This window comes from Methanomassiliicoccales archaeon LGM-DZ1, assembly GCA_030168595.1.
Lineage (GTDB): Archaea > Thermoplasmatota > Thermoplasmata > Methanomassiliicoccales > Methanomethylophilaceae > Methanomethylophilus.
Genome location: CP115556.1, coordinates 1,607,709 through 1,623,977, shown reverse-complemented (window position 1 = coordinate 1,623,977; position 16,269 = coordinate 1,607,709). Strand labels below are relative to the sequence as shown.

Sequence of the window (16,269 nt, the reverse complement as noted above, 5' to 3'; positions counted from 1 at the left end):
GCGGCCTCGCTTCATTCGGACTTCAGCAGGCCCGGGATTCGTTTCCGGATATATCCGCGTTTCAGAGCCTCTTTGAAACAAGTCGGAAGATACTTTTTCTCCTTCATCGCCGAGATCCTTTATTGCTGTCCCGAATTGATCGAACGCCGATCCCGATACCGTATCGCAGGCCTCTGTCCCGCAAAGAGGACTCGGTGCCGGACGGCCTTACGATGCGAAGCACTAGAGATATCTGGCACTGATGATGGCCGATATCCGTTCCATATATGGCCATATGGGGCAGATTGCTCTGCGACTCACTCGTTTATATAAAAAGACCGGATGACAAGGCGCAATGGCAGAACGTTTCCGCGGGTTCAAGGAAGTCGTGGTCGGGATACTGGTCGGCATCACGGCCATGCTCCCCGGCATCAGCGGCGCGGTCATCTGCGTATGCTTCGGCATCTACGAGCGCATCGTCCGCGACCTGGCCCTTCTGCGCGTGTACCTGAAGAAGGATTTCTGGTTCATCCTCTATCTGGTGGCCGGGGTCCTTATCGGGACCCTCATCGCCGCCAAGATCCTCAGCGGCGCTATGGACCGTTATCCCACGGAATCCCTGTTCCTGTTCGCCGGCCTCATCGCCGGGCAGCTGCCGGCGGTATGGAAGATGACCGAGCCCGATAAAGGCAGGTTCGGCCGCAACGAATGGATCGCGACCGCCGTCGGCTTCATCATCATGGGCTCCATGCTGGCCGCCGACCTCATGGGCAACGGCGGAGACACCGAGCTGGGTCATTCCGCAGCGGATATGGCGATCATGTTCGCGGTAGGGCTCGTAGTAGCGGTCTCGGCGCTCATGCCCGGCATCAGCCACTCGACCGTCCTGGTCGTGTTCGGCCTCTTCACCGCCTTCACGGACAGCATCAGCAACATGGACGCGGCCCTCCTGCTGCCCCTGGCGCTCGGAGCCATCATAGGGGTGCTGGGATTCTCGAAGGTCGTGCAGTACGCCCTTACCAAGCACCACCGCCTCACCGGATGCCTCATATTCGGCCTCACGGCGGGATCGCTTGTCACCGTCGCTTTCTCCACGATCGCCGATATTGACGGATGGGTCCATGCGGTCGGAGGGGCTGCGGCGTTCATCATCGGGCTCGCAGTCAGCATCTGGTTCCTCAGGAAGGGCGACCTCCAGGACATGAACATGCCCGACCCGGATCCGGATAAGATCTGATATCTGGGACTCATGAAATCGGCAGCAGGATACCGACGGCCTCTCCGCATCATACCATGCAGGCGGACATACCCGGCCTCTAATTCGGTGCATTCCGATGCCTGCATCGGAGCACAGTGAACAGCTCCGGCGGAACGGTCCGAGCAACGGGCCCGGATGTCCGCAGAGAAAAAGAATGGCCCGCACGGGATATTTAGGGATAGGATGGATGGAATTTTGTGCGGGCCGAGGGAAAGAGCAGGTATGGGGAACCGCTCCCTTTTCCTCTATACCTCTTCACGCCTGCACGGTATATAAGCGGAATCGGGAGGGGTCGCCGATTCTGACCGAATCTGACGGGGCCCCTCAGCCTTCCAGCTTGTGGCGGGTCTTCACAGCGATCCCGCGCTTCAGCTGCTCCATCTCGCGCCCGCACATGGCGGCGACCCCTACCCCGCGTACGTCCCCGTTGCAGACGATTACGGCCTCGTCGCCGATGCGCAGCGACGGGTCGGCCTTCTCGACCCCGACAGCGAAGAGGCTGCCTTTCAGGGGGAAATCCTGAATCTGAACAGTGTTCCTGCCCATGCCGGCCAGGATGCGCGCGCCGTCCATGGTGAGGGAGAACATCCCCCTCTCCGGGGACATCATGCCCAGCTGGATCCTGCCTTTGCCTTCCGGCAGGTCCCTGAAGATCTTCCAATAGGGGAACCTTCCGACGCCGTAGGTGCTGCCGTCCATTATGGCATCGGCAACGTCCCTCCCGAACTGGAACCCGAGCGCGGAGCGTATGGTCTCCTTCCTGTCGATCATGTAATCGACAGGCTCCATGTCAGCGGCTGCGGACCTGAGCGCCTTGTCAAGGTTCTCCAGGGACTTGGGGGACACGGGGTCCCCGACGACAGTGTCGATGACCTCGGTATCGCCGAACAGCCCTTCCACCAGCTCCCTGTCCTCGCCGAGATGGCAGACGACCTTCTCGTAATGCCCTTTGGATACCAGGTCCTTCAGCATCCGGCGTATCCTCTCCTTCTCCTCCGGCTTCCACTCGCCGGTGACCGGGATGTCGTAGGAGTTCGCCGGGTACATGGCATCAAGCTCCCTCGGCACCGCTCCCAGCGGGGAGGTAACGATGACCTCATGGACCAGGGTGTCGTGCGGGGCGGTGTGGATCGCCGATGCGAAGAGCTTGTGGGTCTTCGAAGTGTGGTACGGTTTCTTCGCGGAGCACGGGAGCAGGAGCAGGATCCTCTTGTGCTCGGGCGGGACGTAGCGCTCGGCCATCATCCTCTCGTACCTGACGATGTCCGGCCTCCTCAGGGCCTGGACGGTGTTGCAGGAGAACCTGGTCCCGACCGTGGGGAAGCACTCCTCCTGGTAGGCGTAGCCTTCGGCGTCGAAGACACGGAGGGCGGCCACCTCCACCGGCGAGGAGAACGACCTCTGGTCGACGAGTTCCCTGAGCCTGCCGGCACCAAGGAACGCATCGACCTTGGAGAGCTCCTCCTCCATGGCGCGGACGTTCTCCTCGGAGAAGTCGCCTTTGCTTTCGATCCTGCCCTCGGAGATGAGCTTCATGCCGCAGGTCCCGGCCGCCCTGCACCAGCCGTCGTCGACGATGTCGACGCCCATGTAGATGAGGAGCGCCAGGTCGGCGGGCTCGGCAAGGCCCAGCACGCCGAGCAGGCGTCCGAACCCTGCCACTTCGCGAGCTTTGACCATCTGGTCGCAGAGAGCGCGGAAATCCTCTTTCAAATCGAAGCCGTTGGGGATGATGAGGACCTCCGAGTCATCCGGAAGGACCTCGTCGCCGCGCAGGGGGAACCTCAGGACGGAGATGCCGTCCTTGGTCCGCGCCTCGGCCGAGACGCCGGAATTGGCGGAGGTCTTGCATTTCGGGTCGACCGAGACCTCGGCGCCCAGGATGCGCACCGTGCGGCCTCTCCCGTCCAGCACCACGCCGGTAACGCCCTCCGCCCCGGTCTTCAGCAGGAGGGGCGTCCTGAGGGCGGCGCCCTCCCTGCCGTAATTGCAGGCCCTGCCCCTCTGGGACCTGCAGATGACATCCAACATGCGCGGTGCTATCGCTCGCATTTATAAGAAAATGAGCCTGGGGGCGTCCGTCCGGTCCCTGCAGGTAAAGGGTTAATACGCGCGTCGTCCATCAGCATCCATGGAATCGCTTTATGACAAGGACCTCGTCTCCATCCGGGACCTGAGCAAGGACCAGATAGAGTACATCCTCGACCTGTCGAAGAAGATGGTCCCCTATGCGAGAGGGGAGAAGGTCAAACGCGCCTTGGACGGAAAGATCCTCGGCAACCTTTTCTTCGAGCCGTCCACCCGGACCAAGCTGTCCTTCGAGAGCGCGGCCTACCGCCTCGGATGCGACGTCATCGACGTGTCCGAGATGTCCATGACCTCCATCGCCAAAGGAGAGACGCTGGCGGACACCATCAGGATGGTCGATGCCTACTGCGACGTCATCGTGCTCAGGCACCCCTACGAGGGGGCCGCCAGGCTGGCCGCGGATGTCTCCGAGAACCCGGTCATAAACGCCGGCGACGGCGCCGGATCTCATCCGACCCAGATGCTGCTCGACCTCTTCACCATGAAGGAGGCCAAGGGATCGCTCGAGGGCCTCAACGTCACCATGGTGGGCGACCTGAAGTACGGACGCACCGTGCACACCCTGGCGCAGGCCCTCACCAACTTCGGCGTCCATCTCACCCTGGTCGCCCCCGACAGCCTGCAGATGCCCCAGGACATCGTCGACAGGATAAAGAGCCACGGCTGCAACCCCCGCAGGACCGACAGGCTGGAGGACGTAATCGGCGACGCCGACGTCCTCTACGTCACCAGGATCCAGAGGGAGAGGTTCCCCGACCCTGCGGAATACCAGAAGGTCGCCGGGACGTACAGGATCGACAACGCCATGCTCAGGAACGCCAAGGACGATATGATCGTCATGCACCCTCTCCCGAGGGTGAACGAGATCGCGACGGAGGTCGACAGCACCCCGCACGCCCGCTACTTCCAGCAGGCGTTCAACGGCGTGCCGGTCAGGATGGCCATCCTGTGCTCCATACTGGGGGGAGAGATATGAACGAAGCAGAGGACATGGAGATCAAGATCCCGCCGATCAGGAACGGCACCGTAATAGACCATATCGAGAACGGGCAGGCGCTCAACGTCCTGAAGATCCTCGGCGTGAACGAGAACAACATTGATTCCGGGATCAGCATCGGCATGCACGTCAGGACCGAGAAGCCCGGGAAGAAATGGAAGGACATCGTGAAGATCGAGGACATCGAGCTCGATGAGACCCAGGTGAGCAAGATCGCCCTCCTCGCCCCCGAGGCCACCATCTCCATCATCCGCGACTACTACGTCGCGGAGAAGTACGACGTCAAGCTCGGCGACAAGGTCGAGGGGCTTGTCAGGTGCAGCAACCCGAACTGCATCACCAACAAGGGCGAGCCTGTCTCCCCCAAGTTCTGGGTCGAGTGCAGGAACCCGCCGAAGCTGAGGTGCGTGTACTGCGACCGCACCCTCAACAACATCTCGGAAAACCTTCTATGAAGATGATAGTCGTCGCCGGCATGCCCGGGGCCGGGAAGGAGGAGTTCCTCTCCGCTGGCCGGGCGGCCGGCATCCCCTTCGTCCGCATGGGGGACCTGGTCAGGGAGTTCTATGCCGCATCCGGGGCCGAGGCCCGCGGGATCGGCATGGGCGAGTTCGCAGGGAACGAACGCAATGAGCGCGGGACCGACATCTGGGCGAAGAGGGCCGTCGAAAAGGCCGAGGGAGATGTTTTCATGATCGACGGATGCCGCAGCATGGACGAGGTCAGAGCCTTCCGGAAGCACGGAGAGGTGACCGTGGTCTCCGTCCACGCTTCCCCGCAGACCAGATATGCCAGACTGGTGAAGCGTGGCAGGGAGGACGCTCCCCGGAACATGGCGGAGTTCGATGCCCGCGACGCCCGCGAGATATCCTGGGGGTCCGCCGAGGTCATAGCCCTTTCCGACCTCACCATCGAGAACATGTCCTCCCTCGAGGATTTCCGCTCCAGGTCCGCGCAGCTGCTGGGGTCCCTGCTATGAGGTTCACCACGGCAAGGCTCTGCGGGGGCAAGGCGCTCATGGCGATCTCCGCCGATATCCTGGACATCGACATGGACAGGGCCGCGAAGATACTGGAGGCGGAGGGCTGTACGATCAAGGAGAGGGACGAGATGATGCTCGTCTTCGACTGGAACGGGATGGAGACCACCCTCTATTCCCAGGGGAAGGTCATGTTCCTTCCGCAGACCGACCGCGCCAAATGCATTTCCGACGCCACCGAGCTCTTGGAGAAGGTCCGCTGAAGCCCCCGATGTGCCAGCGAATCCCGGCATAAAGGCCAGTGCCTCGTTATATACGATGACGTCAATCTCCTGGCATGGATGCGCTCGAGGCTCTGGCTATATTGGCTTTATCTGCTGTCTTGTCAGCAGTGGCCTTCCGCCGGGGCCTGCTGACCAAGGACGGCGCCGCCGCAGCCTTCGTCTCAGCATGCATCATAGGGCTCTGCGGCTCGATCTGGTGGCTGCTGGCATATTTGGTTTTCCCGGCCGTCGCCTTCGCCGCGACCATGATCGATATCGGCAAGAAGGAGGAGAAAGGACTCCAGGAAGGGAAGAAAGGCGAGCGTTCTGCCCTGAACATCCTGGGCGTGGGCCTGGCACCTGCGGCCATCGCTCTCGTCAATCTCACCGACAGCACGTTCGGCGGCGGAGACACGGCCGACCTTCTGGCCTGCGCCTTCATCTCAGCGGTGGCCGTCTCCATGGCCGATACGGTCTCCAGCGAGATCGGGGTGCTAGACGACAAGGTGTGGATGATCACCACCATGAAGCGCACAGAGCCCGGTATCAACGGCGGAATCTCCCGCCTGGGTCTTCTGTCCTCCCTTATCGCTGTCTTCATCTACGCCTTCATCGCGTGGTTCTTCGTCTTCGGGGACTTCGATCTCCTCTTCCTCATCCCCGCGGTCTGCGGGATGATCGGGAACCTCCTCGACAGCGTCGTCGGGGCGGTTCTCGAGAACAAAGGGCTCATCTCGAAGTATGGCAACAACTGCGTCACCGCCTTCGCCGGCGGGGCCGTAGGGTTTCTGATCTACTTCGCGGCCGCATGAAACGGCAGGCCCCGGAATAGGTTCCGATACCAGCCACTCCAAGATTTCTCATCCATAGTGCCGGCGTCTCGGTTCCGGCCGTTTATACAAATTAAGCAGAGCACACCGGGATTGCATCGAAAAACATCTCGGACGGCATGCCTAAAACCGAAAGGCAATGCCGCCGGGGGCCCGGGGATCCGGGCCCTCGAAAAGGTTTTGTCCGAACTCTCAGAGCCCGCAGAGCTTCTGGAGCTTCGCCCACTTCTTGTCGACGTCCTTCTGGATCTCCTCCACGACGGGCGCCCACCTCTCGTCCTTGAGGTGCCTGAACCTGCCCTGGCTCGCGAACCAGTCGGACATGGGCTTCTTCAGGTCGGGGTTCTCGGCGATCCTCCTGGACTCGGCGGACATCGAATACTCGCCGTCGACGACCTCGTAGAGAGGCCAGATGCAGCACTCGACGGACAGCTTGGAGATAGCGATGGTGTCGCTGGGGGCGAACCTCCATCCCCTGGGGCAGGGCGACAGGGCGTTGATGAAGGCAGGGCCTCCGCACTCGAACGCCTTGTTGGCCTTGGTGACCATGTCCCTCCAGGCATGCGGGGCGGCCTGGGCGGCGTACGGGATGCCGTGCGCGACCATGACCGCGGTCATGTCCTTGGGGTACTCCTTCTTTCCGTAGGAGACGGACCCGTTCCACGAGGTGGTGGTGGATGCTCCCCTCTCGGTGGCGGAGGACCTCTGGATGCCGGTGTTCATGTACGCCTCGTTGTTGAAGCAGACGTACACCATCTCGTGCCCCCTCTCCATGGCGCCGGACAGGGACTGCAGGCCGATATCGTAGGTCGCACCGTCTCCGGCGAAGTTGACGAACTTGATGTCCTTGTCCGTCTTCCCCTGCCTCTTCAGGGACTTGTAGGCGGTCTCGAGGCCGGCGCAGGCGGCGGCCCCGTTACCGAAGGCGGTGTGGACCATCGGGACCTTCCAGGATGTGTACGGGAAGATGGTGGTCGAGACCTCGAAGCATCCGGTCGAGACCGATACCGCGACGTCCTTCTCGGTCCCCATGAGGACCTGCCTGGCGATTATCGACTCCGCGCATCCGGCGCAGAGCCTGTGCCCGGAGGCCAGCCTCTCGGGTATGTTGTTGAGCTCCTTCAGTGAAAGTCCGCTCATTCGTGCACCCCCACATAGTTGACCTTGGCAGCCCTTCCTTCGGACGCCTCCTTGAAGACGCCCATGAAGTCAGATACCTGCGTGTCGGCCCCTCCGAGACCGTAGATGAAGTTGTACATCTTCGGGACCTTGGAGTTGAGCGTCGCCGCGGCGCAGACCTCGGGGAACATCGGGCCGTAGGCTCCGATGCTCAGGTGCCTGTCCATGACGATGACGTTCTTCTTGCCGTCGATGAGCTTGGCGATCTGCTCGGCGGGCCAGGGCCTGAAGACCCTGGGCATGGCCACTCCGACCTTCATGCCCTCGCCCCTGAGCCTGTCGACGGCCTCCTTCATGGTGCCGAAGGAGGAACCGAGGACGATGGCCACGGTGTCGGCGTCGTCGCACATGTACTGCTCGACTAGATGGTACTGCCTTCCGGAGATCTCCGCGAACTCGTCGAAGGCGTCCTGGGCGACGGACTTGGCCTTCTCCATGGCCATGACCATCTGGTACTTGTGCGGGAAGTAGAACAGAGGTCCGTCCATCAGGTCGTGGGTGGTGGGGTGGTCGGTGTCCAGCAGCGGGTGGAACGGCTTGAACGGGCCGACGAAAGCCCTCACCTGATCGGTCTCGAGGGGGGTCATCCTCTCGATGGCATGGGTCAGGATGAAACCGTCGAGGTTCACGAGGATAGGAAGCTGGACCTCGGGGTTCTCGGCGATCTTGGGGCCGATGACGCTCATGTCGTAGGCCTCCTGGACGTTCTCCGCGAAGATGGAGAGCCATCCGGTGTCCCTGGCGGACATGACGTCGCCGTGGTCGTTGTTGATATTGATAGGTCCGCTGACGGTCCTGTTGGCGACGGCCATCATGACCGGGGTCCTCATGGCCGCGGTGATCGGGAGCATCTCCCACATGTAGGCGAGTCCCTGGGACGCGGTGGCGGTGAAGGTCCTGGCGCCGGCAGCGCAGGAGGTGGTGCAGAGGGTGAGCGCGGAGTGCTCGGACTCGACGTCCACGAACTCGGTATCCACCTCGGCATTGGCCACGTACTTGGCGAAATCCTCGACGATGATGGTCTGCGGGGTGATGGGGTAGGCCGCGCACACGTCGGGGTTGATCTGCTTCCAGGCGAGGGCGACGGCGCCGTCGCCGTTGATGGCGATGTCCTTTCCGACCTTGCTGCTCATTCGATGTCCTCCTTCATGACGATGGCCTGCCTGGGGCATGCCTTGGCGCAGATGCCGCATCCCTTGCAGTGGGTCAGCTTGATGCCGGTGACCCTGTTGTCCTGGGTGAGGATGCAGTTGTCAGGGCAGTAGATCCAGCAGGTAAGGCAGTCGATGCACTTGTCGGGGTCGATGACGGGGACCATGGACCGCCAGTCGCCGGTGTGGAACTTCTCGGAGTTCCCGGGCTCGATCACCCTGCTGCCAATGATGAGATCCTTGTATCCTGCTAGGTTGACCATTTACTGCACCTCCTCGTATGCCCTCTTGAGGGCGGCGAGGTTCTTCACGATCAGCTTGTCCGAGAGCTTCCCGGTGAACTTGTCCGTGATGTGGTCCTCCATCTCGCTGTAGGGGATGATGGGCTTGATCTTTATGAGGGCCCCGAGCATCGCGGTGTTGACGAGGTTCTTCCCGATCTCCTCCAGGGCGATCTTGGATGCGTTCACCGTGTGGCATTCAGCAGAGGTGCCGATGGCCTTCTGGAGCTCGGCGGGGGTGCCCTCGAAGTTGGCGAGGATGAAACCCCCCTTCTTGAGGCCCTTAGCCACATCGACCTTGCCGATCAGGGTGGGGTCGATGACGATGACGATGTCAGGCTCGTAGACCTGAGTATGGACCCTGACAGGCTGGTCGGAGATGCGGGCGAAGGCCCTGATGGGTGCGCCCATCCTCTCCGGCCCGAACTCGGGAAACGCCTTGACGTACTTTCCGGAATAAATGACAGATTCGGCGAGGATCTCGTTCGCGGTGACGACACCCTGACCGCCTCTTCCGTGCCAGCAAATCTCTGTGTCCATTTAGAACAACCTTGACCGAAGATTATGCCATATCATTTAAACCCTTGTATATGGAATGCTGTGTTTTTCGTAGGATTTCGCAGAAAAAATGCCCATTTCTGACGGATGGAATGTTCAAGTTTACGTTTTCCGTAGAACTGATTACGTAAAACACCAATATTCTTAGGCTCCCCTAATATCATTCCAGAGGCACCAGGCGGATACGCTGGTCCGAGGCGGCCCTGGCCTCCAACTCCCGATCGAAGCCGTCCGGCGAGAATATCACCCAGTACACCGCCCCGGCACGGAGCTGGCGCGCCGCCCTCTCCGATGCCGCCTCCAGTTCCTCAATGTCCTGCAGCCCCTTTGGGCGACCCCGCAGGGAGCAGTCGCCTGCGACTAGGTTCCTCCCGGACGCATCATAGCCGCAGACCCCGATCTCCGCCTCGCGGTCCCACCATCCGCCCGCCTCGGTGAGCGCGAAGTCCCAGACGCCGGACGACGACATCTCCCACAGCCTCTCGGTGCATGCCCGGCGGTACGCCCTCGGCACCATGTCGTCCCTCAGCTTGGCGCTTATCATCGCCGTGAGCGCGGACCTGCGCCCGGTCTCCAGCAGTGCCAGATTCGGATTGACGCAGCCGAACCATATCTCCGACAGGGAGTCTGAGAGGCAGTACCTCCCCTTCTTACCTCCTCCCGGGACCGGGACCTCCCTCTCGGCGATCCCCGCCGAGACCAGGTTGGCAAGGTAACTGGTCAGCCCCGTCTGCGGGATGCCCAGGTCCTCTGAGATGTCCAGGAGGCGGCGGTGCCCGGTGGCTATCGAGGTCATGACGGATACGTAGACGCCTGGATCGGCCACTTCCGCGCGGAGGGCCTCCATCGGCTCCCTGCAGAGAGAGCCCCCGGGCACCAGCAGCTCCTCCGAGATTCCTTCGGAGACGGATTGATGCAGGGCCAGACGCTTCAGGAAGAGCGGGGTCCCGCCGGCGGCCGCGTAGTATTCCAGTGCGTTCCCCGCCTTTTCTCCGCCCAGGAGCTCGCGGCATGCCTCGTATGCAAGCGGACGCACGTCTATGCGGGCGGTCATGGCAGCGAAGAGAGGCGCATCGTAATCGGTCACCTGACGTTCCATTTCAGCGAAAGAAGAACCGCTCAGCACCAGCATGGTGCGCGAATTCCTCAGGACGGTGTCCCAGATGTAGCGGACCAGAGGCGGGAACGAAGGGTCCTTCCTGCCTATCCTGTCGAAGTCATCGATGATGACCACGACCTTCTGCGACCTCCTCCCGCCCACCAGCGCCCTGAACGTGCGGTTCCAGTCGGCATCGGCGGCCGCCGAAGGATCATTGAGAAACTCTCCGGCAGCGCGCCTGAAGTACGCGAGGTTCCTGGATGCCGGTTCCTCCCTGGCCGGGAAATAGAGGGTGTTGGGGTGCCTGGACGCGAAGTAAGTGAGGAGCGCGGTCTTCCCGGAGTGCCTCCTGCCGGTGACCGCTACCAGCGACGACCCCTCGGAACGGAACTGGTTCTCCAGGATCAGCATCTCCTTCCTCCTTCCGACAAGAGCTTCGGGCATGGCGGGCCTCCGAGACCGAGATTTATATAATTTGTATTATTATATTAATAATTATATTTTTTGGGAAACACCGCGGAAATCCCCCGAACACCCTTCGGAAAGATGGAAAACAGCCGCAGAACCCCCTTCTGAGACCACCTAAGAACGTGCGTCCCCCATCAGCTTTATAAGCGCCTGAACAGGATTTCTCATTCAGTGCGGCGAGTGCCGCGAAACCAGTTCCAGAATGGCGATTTCCATGGTCGACTCTAATATCGAGAAAAGGATGATCATTGATTCGAACGAGCTCCGCGTCGGCGACGTCCCCGTCGTCGGAGGGAAAGGAGCTAACCTCGGAGAGCTCACCTCCTCCGGGTTCCCGGTGCCCCACGCCTTCGTACTGACCACTGTTGCTTATGATTATTTCATAAAATCCAGCAAAATCATGCCGAAGATCATGGAGGCCATCAAGGAGGTCGATCCCGACTCCGACGACACCCTTGTAGCGGCATCCAAGAAGATCCAGGACCTCTTCGCCCAGCACGAGATCCCCGCCGACCTCAAGAAGCAGATCAAGGAGAACTACAAGCTGCTCCTGGACGGGAAGAAAGGGTTCGTTGCGGTCAGGTCCTCCGCGACCGCCGAGGACCTCCCCGATGCGTCCTTCGCCGGGCAGCAGGACACCTACCTGAACGTCAAGGACGAGAAGGACCTCTTCGACAAGATCAGGAAATGCTGGGCCTCCCTCTTCAACGCCCGCGCCATCTCCTACAGGGAGAAGCAGGGATACTCGCACGAGGACGTCAAGCTGGCCGTCGTCGTCCAGAAGATGGTCAACTCCGAATACTCGGGGATCATGTTCACCGTGGACCCCCACAACGGAGCGAAGAACATCATCGTCGAGGGCATCTACGGGCTCGGAGAGGCGGTTGTCGGCGGCGAGGTCACCCCCGACACCTTCCAGATCGACAAGTCCAAGATGGCCATCACGAAGAAGAGGATCTCCAAGCAGACCTGGAAGTACATCCGCGGCCCCCAGGGCGGCGCGGTCAAGGAGGACATCCCCCAGGACCTCCAGAAGGTCCAGAAGATCACCGATGCCAAGATCCTCGAGGTCGCCGAGATCGGAAGGCAGGTCGAGATCCACTACAACAGGCCCATGGACATGGAGTGGTGCATCGAGGACGACAAGGTCTACCTGGTCCAGGCAAGGCCCATCACCGCCATCGGGAGCGGGAGCGAGGAGAAATCCACCGAGGCAGAGATCGCCGGCGGCGACGTCGTCCTCACCGGTCTCGGAGCCAGCCCCGGCATGGCCACCGGGAAGGTCTGCATCTACAGCATTGGCATGTCCCTGGACGTCATCAAGGACGGCGACGTCCTTGTGACCAAGATGACCATGCCCGACATGGTCCCCGCCATGAGCAGGTCCGTCGCCATCGTCACCGACGAGGGCGGGATGACCTGCCACGCGGCCATCATCTCCCGCGAGCTCGGGACCCCCTGCGTCGTCGGAACCGGCGAGGCCACCGAGACCCTGAAGAACGGCGAGGTCGTGACCGTCGACGGCTCCACCGGGACCGTCTACCGCGGAGAGATCAAGAAGAAGGCCGCGCCGGAGGCGTCCGCTCCGTCCGCCGCCGCGCCCGCAGCGTTCTCCGAGCCCGTCCCGATCACCGGGACCAAGGTCATGGTCAACATGTCCATGCCCTCGAAGGCCGAGGAGGTCGCGCAGCTGCCCTGCGACGGCGTCGGCCTGCTCAGGTCCGAGTTCCTCTTCACTAACTACATCGGAGAGCACCCGCTCGCTGTCATCAAGGAGGGAAGGGCCCAGGAGCTCATCGACAAGCTCGCGGACGGAATCTCCAAAGTGGCCAGGGCGTTCTACCCCAGGCCGGTCACGCTGAGGACCAGCGACTTCAAGACCAACGAGTACCGCGACATGAGGGGCGGCGCCGAGTTCGAGCCCAACGAGGACAACCCCATGATCGGATGGAGGGGATGCTCCAGGTACGTCTCCGAGAACTACCGCGAGGCGTTCATGTGCGAGCTGAAGGCCATCAAGAAGGTCAGGGACGACATGGGCATGAAGAACGTCAACGTCATGCTGCCCTTCGTCAGGACCATCGGCGAGGTCAAGCAGATCACCGCCATGATGGAGTCCGTCGGCCTCTACCGCGGCCCCGATTTCAAGCTCTACTTCATGGCCGAGGTGCCTGTGAACATCTTCATGGCCGAGGAGTTCTGCAAGTACTGCGACTGGTTCTCCATCGGCTCGAACGACCTCACCCAGCTCACCATGGGCTGCGACAGGGACTCCGACATCCTCGGGAAGATGGGCTACTTCGACGAGAGGAACCCCGGCGTGAAGGCCGCCATCAGCCACCTCATCAAGGTCGCCCACGCCAACGGCAACCACGTCAGCATCTGCGGGCAGGCCCCCTCCGTCTACCCCGAGTTCTGCGAGTTCCTCGTGGAGCAGGGGATCGACTGCATCTCCCTGAACCCCGACACCTTCGTCAGGACGAAGAGGATCATCGCTTCCGCAGAGCAGAGGATGCTCCTCAGGGCCGTAAGGGAAAGGACCCAGTGAGCAGGCCCTGAAACCTTTTCCCCGGCCCTTAGGGCCGGTCTCCTTCTGTTCCTGACCGGTCGCTCTGCGGCATCCGCGGACGTCCTGGCTCATCTGCGATTATCGTATAGATTTTATCGCGTTTCCGCAATTGTGTCTTCGGATTCCGCATTATTCTAACATTTTAATGACAAGGGTGATTAATACGTCATGCTATCCGCACCAGGCATCCCATGTCGTTAGTGGATTCGCTTTATTCGATCGACGATTACATCTGGTACATCGCCTTTGCTGTAATAGCCGCCATCGGGGTCCTCGCCACTGTCCTCCTCAGAGGGGTCCAGTTCCGCGGGCTCGGGGAGATGGTGCGCACAACCTTCGACCTGAACAAAACACCCCGCCCGGGGAAGATCTCCTCGTTCCATGTCTTCTGCATGAGCATGGGCTCGCGCATCGGCGTCGGCAATATTGCCGGGCCGGTGACGGCCATCATCGCCGGCGGGGCCGGAGCGATCTTCTGGATGTGGGTGTTCGCCGCCATCGGCATGGCCACGAGCTTCCTGGAGACCACCATCGGCCAGATCTACAAGACGCCGAAAGAGGACGGAGGATTCCGCGGAGGCCCGGCCTACACCATGTTCCACGGGCTCGGCATGAAGAAGCTCGGCCTGGCCCTGGCGTTCATCATGATCCTGATGTACCTCGTAGGGTACGTCTCCGGCGAGGCCGTGTCCATGGCCGAGGCGCTCAACGGCCTCTTCGACGAGCACGACATCGACGGACAGTGGTTCACTGCGATCTTCATCACCTCCCTGGCCGCGGTGATCGTGTTCCTCGGCGTGTACCGCGTGGCCGACATGTCGGTATGGATCGTCCCGGCCATGGCGCTCGGCTGGTTCGTCATGTGCATCGTGTCCATCGCCCTCAGCGGCGACGGCATACTCGACGCGTTCGGCAGCATCTTCGGCGACGCCCTCTCCCCGCCGTCAGTCATCGGCGGAGGGATCGGAACAGCGATCATGTGGGGCCTCAGGAGGGGAGTGTGGTCCAACGAAGCAGGTATCGGCACCATCACCAACCTGTCCTCCATCGCCGATGTCAAGCACCCTGCCCAGCAGGGCTACACCCAGGCGTTCGGCGTCCTGGTCGACACCCTGGTCAGCACCCTGACCGCCCTTGTCTTCCTGTCCTATGCGGACGTGGGAGCGTTCATCGGCGGGGACGGAGACTCCATCGATTGCCTCCAGGAGGTCTTCAAGGACACCATCGGAAGCGGTCTCGCGCCGGCGCTGCTGACCGTGTTCATGTTCGTCTTCGCGTTCACCTGCCTCATGTCCGACATAGTGGTGGCCGAGGGCAACCTGCTCATGTTCGGGGACCATAAGGCGGCCAAGCTGGGGCTCAAGCTGCTGGTGATCATCGTCGTCTTCGTCTTCAGCTGGATCTCCTCGGATTACGCGTTCATCGCGCTCGACGTGATGATGGCGGTCTGCGCGTTCTTCAACGCCTACCTGATCCTGAAGCTGTACCGCCGCGGCGCAGAGGCCTTCCGGGATTACCGGAGGCAGAAGAAGGAGGGCGTGGAGGAGCCCGTCTTCGACCCCTCGTGCCTTTCCGACCAGAGCGGGATAACCGCCTGGAAGAAGGAAGACTGAAACCATTTCCCCGGCCCACAGGCCGGGATGCATGAGCAGAACGGAAAAATACCGCCGATGCCATTTTTTACACTGTGACGGTTATGGCATCCAAGGTCTATTTCACCGAAGGCACGGCACCCGAGGACGCCTTGAAGGCGTTCAGGGCGCTCGGCAAAGAGCTTCCCGGGAAGATCGCGATCAAGGTCCACTCGGGGGAGGAGGGAAACCAGAACTACCTGGCCCCGGATTTCTGGCGGCCGACGGTGAAGGCCGCCGGCGGCACCGTGGTCGAGTGCAACACCGCCTACCCGGGCGAGAGGGACAGCACCGAGAAGCACCGGAAGCTAATCCATGAGCACGGCTGGGACACGTTCGACTTCGACCTCATGGACGCCGAGGGCCCGGACGATGTCCTGGAGATCCCCGACGGGAATGTCATCAAGAAGGACTATGTCGGGAAGAACCTGAAGAACTACGACTCCCTGCTGGTGCTGGCACATTTCAAGGGGCACCCCATGGGAGGGTTCGGCGGAGCGCTCAAGCAGCTGTCCATCGGCTGCGCCTCATCCCACGGGAAGGCCTACATCCACGGCGCGGGAAGCCCCGACGGAGACTACTTCTCCACTGAGCAGGACCTCTTCCTGGAGTCCATGGCAGACGCGGCGTCGGCCGTGGTCCGCCGCTTCAATGGGAACCTGGCCTTCGTCAGCGTGATGAAGAACCTCTCCGTCGACTGCGACTGCGTCGCAGAAGCGGAGGATCCCTGCATGAAGGACATCGGCACCCTGGCCTCGCCGGACCCTGTTGCCATCGACCAGGCCTGCCTGGACCTCGTTTACACGTCGAAGGACCCGGGAAGAGACCATTTGGTGGAGAGGATCGAGCGCCAGCACGGCATCCATACAGTGGAGGCCGCAGAGGCCCTAGGCATCGGCTCCAGGAAGTACGAGCTGATCAGGATCTGAAGGGAAAACC

15 protein-coding genes are annotated in these 16,269 nt (G+C 61.6%); 9 read left to right on the top strand and 6 right to left on the bottom strand.

The window, feature by feature from the left end:
- The first annotated feature begins 334 nt into the window (after positions 1–334).
- On the top strand, positions 335–1,216 hold the full coding sequence (locus O8W32_08080) for a DUF368 domain-containing protein (protein WII09119.1): 882 nt from the start codon (positions 335–337) through the stop codon (positions 1,214–1,216).
- A gap of 345 nt (positions 1,217–1,561) precedes the next feature.
- On the opposite strand, the gene O8W32_08075 is transcribed toward O8W32_08080, so the two are convergent.
- Positions 1,562–3,268, bottom strand: a complete 1,707-nt coding sequence (locus O8W32_08075; protein ID WII09118.1) for a DUF5591 domain-containing protein — start codon at positions 3,266–3,268, stop codon at positions 1,562–1,564.
- A 100-nt stretch (positions 3,269–3,368) separates the two neighbouring features.
- Here O8W32_08075 and pyrB point away from each other — a divergent pair, with 100 nt between their 5' ends.
- The 5 genes from pyrB to O8W32_08050 all read left to right on the top strand — a co-directional run bounded on the left by pyrB (position 3,369) and on the right by O8W32_08050 (position 6,376).
- Positions 3,369–4,301, top strand: coding sequence for an aspartate carbamoyltransferase (gene pyrB / locus O8W32_08070; protein WII09117.1), 933 nt, complete (start codon positions 3,369–3,371; stop codon positions 4,299–4,301).
- Complete coding sequence (pyrI, locus tag O8W32_08065; protein ID WII09116.1) at positions 4,298–4,777, top strand: aspartate carbamoyltransferase regulatory subunit; 480 nt, start codon at positions 4,298–4,300, stop codon at positions 4,775–4,777. The genes pyrB and pyrI overlap by 4 nt, the downstream gene beginning before the upstream one ends.
- A complete protein-coding gene (locus O8W32_08060) occupies positions 4,774–5,301 on the top strand; it encodes an AAA family ATPase (GenBank protein ID WII09115.1) in 528 nt (175 codons plus the stop codon). Before pyrI ends, O8W32_08060 begins: the two co-directional genes overlap by 4 nt.
- Complete coding sequence (locus O8W32_08055; GenBank protein WII09114.1) at positions 5,298–5,564, top strand: hypothetical protein; 267 nt, start codon at positions 5,298–5,300, stop codon at positions 5,562–5,564. The genes O8W32_08060 and O8W32_08055 overlap by 4 nt, the downstream gene beginning before the upstream one ends.
- A gap of 74 nt (positions 5,565–5,638) precedes the next feature.
- Positions 5,639–6,376, top strand: a complete 738-nt coding sequence (locus tag O8W32_08050) for a DUF92 domain-containing protein (protein ID WII09113.1) — start codon at positions 5,639–5,641, stop codon at positions 6,374–6,376.
- A gap of 210 nt (positions 6,377–6,586) precedes the next feature.
- On the opposite strand, the gene O8W32_08045 is transcribed toward O8W32_08050, so the two are convergent.
- The 5 genes from O8W32_08045 to O8W32_08025 all read right to left on the bottom strand — a co-directional run bounded on the left by O8W32_08045 (position 6,587) and on the right by O8W32_08025 (position 11,106).
- Complete coding sequence (locus O8W32_08045; protein WII09112.1) at positions 6,587–7,534, bottom strand: thiamine pyrophosphate-dependent enzyme; 948 nt, start codon at positions 7,532–7,534, stop codon at positions 6,587–6,589.
- A complete protein-coding gene (gene porA / locus O8W32_08040) occupies positions 7,531–8,706 on the bottom strand; it encodes a pyruvate ferredoxin oxidoreductase (protein ID WII09111.1) in 1,176 nt (391 codons plus the stop codon). The genes O8W32_08045 and porA overlap by 4 nt, the downstream gene beginning before the upstream one ends.
- Entirely contained in the window at positions 8,703–8,987 is a 285-nt protein-coding gene (locus tag O8W32_08035) for a 4Fe-4S binding protein (protein ID WII09110.1), read from the bottom strand. The genes porA and O8W32_08035 overlap by 4 nt, the downstream gene beginning before the upstream one ends.
- Positions 8,988–9,545, bottom strand: coding sequence for a 2-oxoacid:acceptor oxidoreductase family protein (locus O8W32_08030; protein ID WII09109.1), 558 nt, complete (start codon positions 9,543–9,545; stop codon positions 8,988–8,990). It abuts the gene before it with no gap.
- Positions 9,546–9,723: 178 nt separating this feature from the next.
- Positions 9,724–11,106, bottom strand: a complete 1,383-nt coding sequence (locus tag O8W32_08025) for an ATP-binding protein (GenBank protein WII09108.1) — start codon at positions 11,104–11,106, stop codon at positions 9,724–9,726.
- Between the two features lie 238 nt (positions 11,107–11,344).
- Here O8W32_08025 and ppsA point away from each other — a divergent pair, with 238 nt between their 5' ends.
- The 3 genes from ppsA (at position 11,345) to O8W32_08010 (ending at position 16,259) form a co-directional block, all read left to right on the top strand.
- The gene (gene ppsA / locus O8W32_08020; protein WII09107.1) at positions 11,345–13,678 is read left to right on the top strand and encodes a phosphoenolpyruvate synthase; all 2,334 of its coding nucleotides are present in this window, start codon (positions 11,345–11,347) and stop codon (positions 13,676–13,678) included.
- A 221-nt stretch (positions 13,679–13,899) separates the two neighbouring features.
- Positions 13,900–15,312 carry an amino acid carrier protein gene (locus tag O8W32_08015; GenBank protein ID WII09106.1) on the top strand — a complete coding sequence of 471 codons (1,413 nt, stop codon included), beginning with the start codon at positions 13,900–13,902 and terminating at the stop codon, positions 15,310–15,312.
- Between the two features lie 83 nt (positions 15,313–15,395).
- The gene (locus O8W32_08010) at positions 15,396–16,259 is read left to right on the top strand and encodes a DUF362 domain-containing protein (GenBank protein WII10052.1); all 864 of its coding nucleotides are present in this window, start codon (positions 15,396–15,398) and stop codon (positions 16,257–16,259) included.
- The last annotated feature ends 10 nt before the right edge of the window (positions 16,260–16,269 follow it).

What these genes read in the sequence shown, in the direction of transcription:
- O8W32_08080 (WII09119.1), top strand. Translation starts at nt 335, where the DNA reads ATGGCAGAACGTTTCCGCGGGTTCAAGGAAGTCGTGGTCGGGATACTG.
- O8W32_08075 (WII09118.1), bottom strand. Translation starts at nt 3,268, where the DNA reads ATGTTGGATGTCATCTGCAGGTCCCAGAGGGGCAGGGCCTGCAATTAC.
- pyrB (WII09117.1), top strand. Translation starts at nt 3,369, where the DNA reads ATGGAATCGCTTTATGACAAGGACCTCGTCTCCATCCGGGACCTGAGC.
- pyrI (WII09116.1), top strand. Translation starts at nt 4,298, where the DNA reads ATGAACGAAGCAGAGGACATGGAGATCAAGATCCCGCCGATCAGGAAC.
- O8W32_08060 (WII09115.1), top strand. Translation starts at nt 4,774, where the DNA reads ATGAAGATGATAGTCGTCGCCGGCATGCCCGGGGCCGGGAAGGAGGAG.
- O8W32_08055 (WII09114.1), top strand. Translation starts at nt 5,298, where the DNA reads ATGAGGTTCACCACGGCAAGGCTCTGCGGGGGCAAGGCGCTCATGGCG.
- O8W32_08050 (WII09113.1), top strand. Translation starts at nt 5,639, where the DNA reads ATGGATGCGCTCGAGGCTCTGGCTATATTGGCTTTATCTGCTGTCTTG.
- O8W32_08045 (WII09112.1), bottom strand. Translation starts at nt 7,534, where the DNA reads ATGAGCGGACTTTCACTGAAGGAGCTCAACAACATACCCGAGAGGCTG.
- porA (WII09111.1), bottom strand. Translation starts at nt 8,706, where the DNA reads ATGAGCAGCAAGGTCGGAAAGGACATCGCCATCAACGGCGACGGCGCC.
- O8W32_08035 (WII09110.1), bottom strand. Translation starts at nt 8,987, where the DNA reads ATGGTCAACCTAGCAGGATACAAGGATCTCATCATTGGCAGCAGGGTG.
- O8W32_08030 (WII09109.1), bottom strand. Translation starts at nt 9,545, where the DNA reads ATGGACACAGAGATTTGCTGGCACGGAAGAGGCGGTCAGGGTGTCGTC.
- O8W32_08025 (WII09108.1), bottom strand. Translation starts at nt 11,106, where the DNA reads ATGCCCGAAGCTCTTGTCGGAAGGAGGAAGGAGATGCTGATCCTGGAG.
- ppsA (WII09107.1), top strand. Translation starts at nt 11,345, where the DNA reads ATGGTCGACTCTAATATCGAGAAAAGGATGATCATTGATTCGAACGAG.
- O8W32_08010 (WII10052.1), top strand. Translation starts at nt 15,396, where the DNA reads ATGGCATCCAAGGTCTATTTCACCGAAGGCACGGCACCCGAGGACGCC.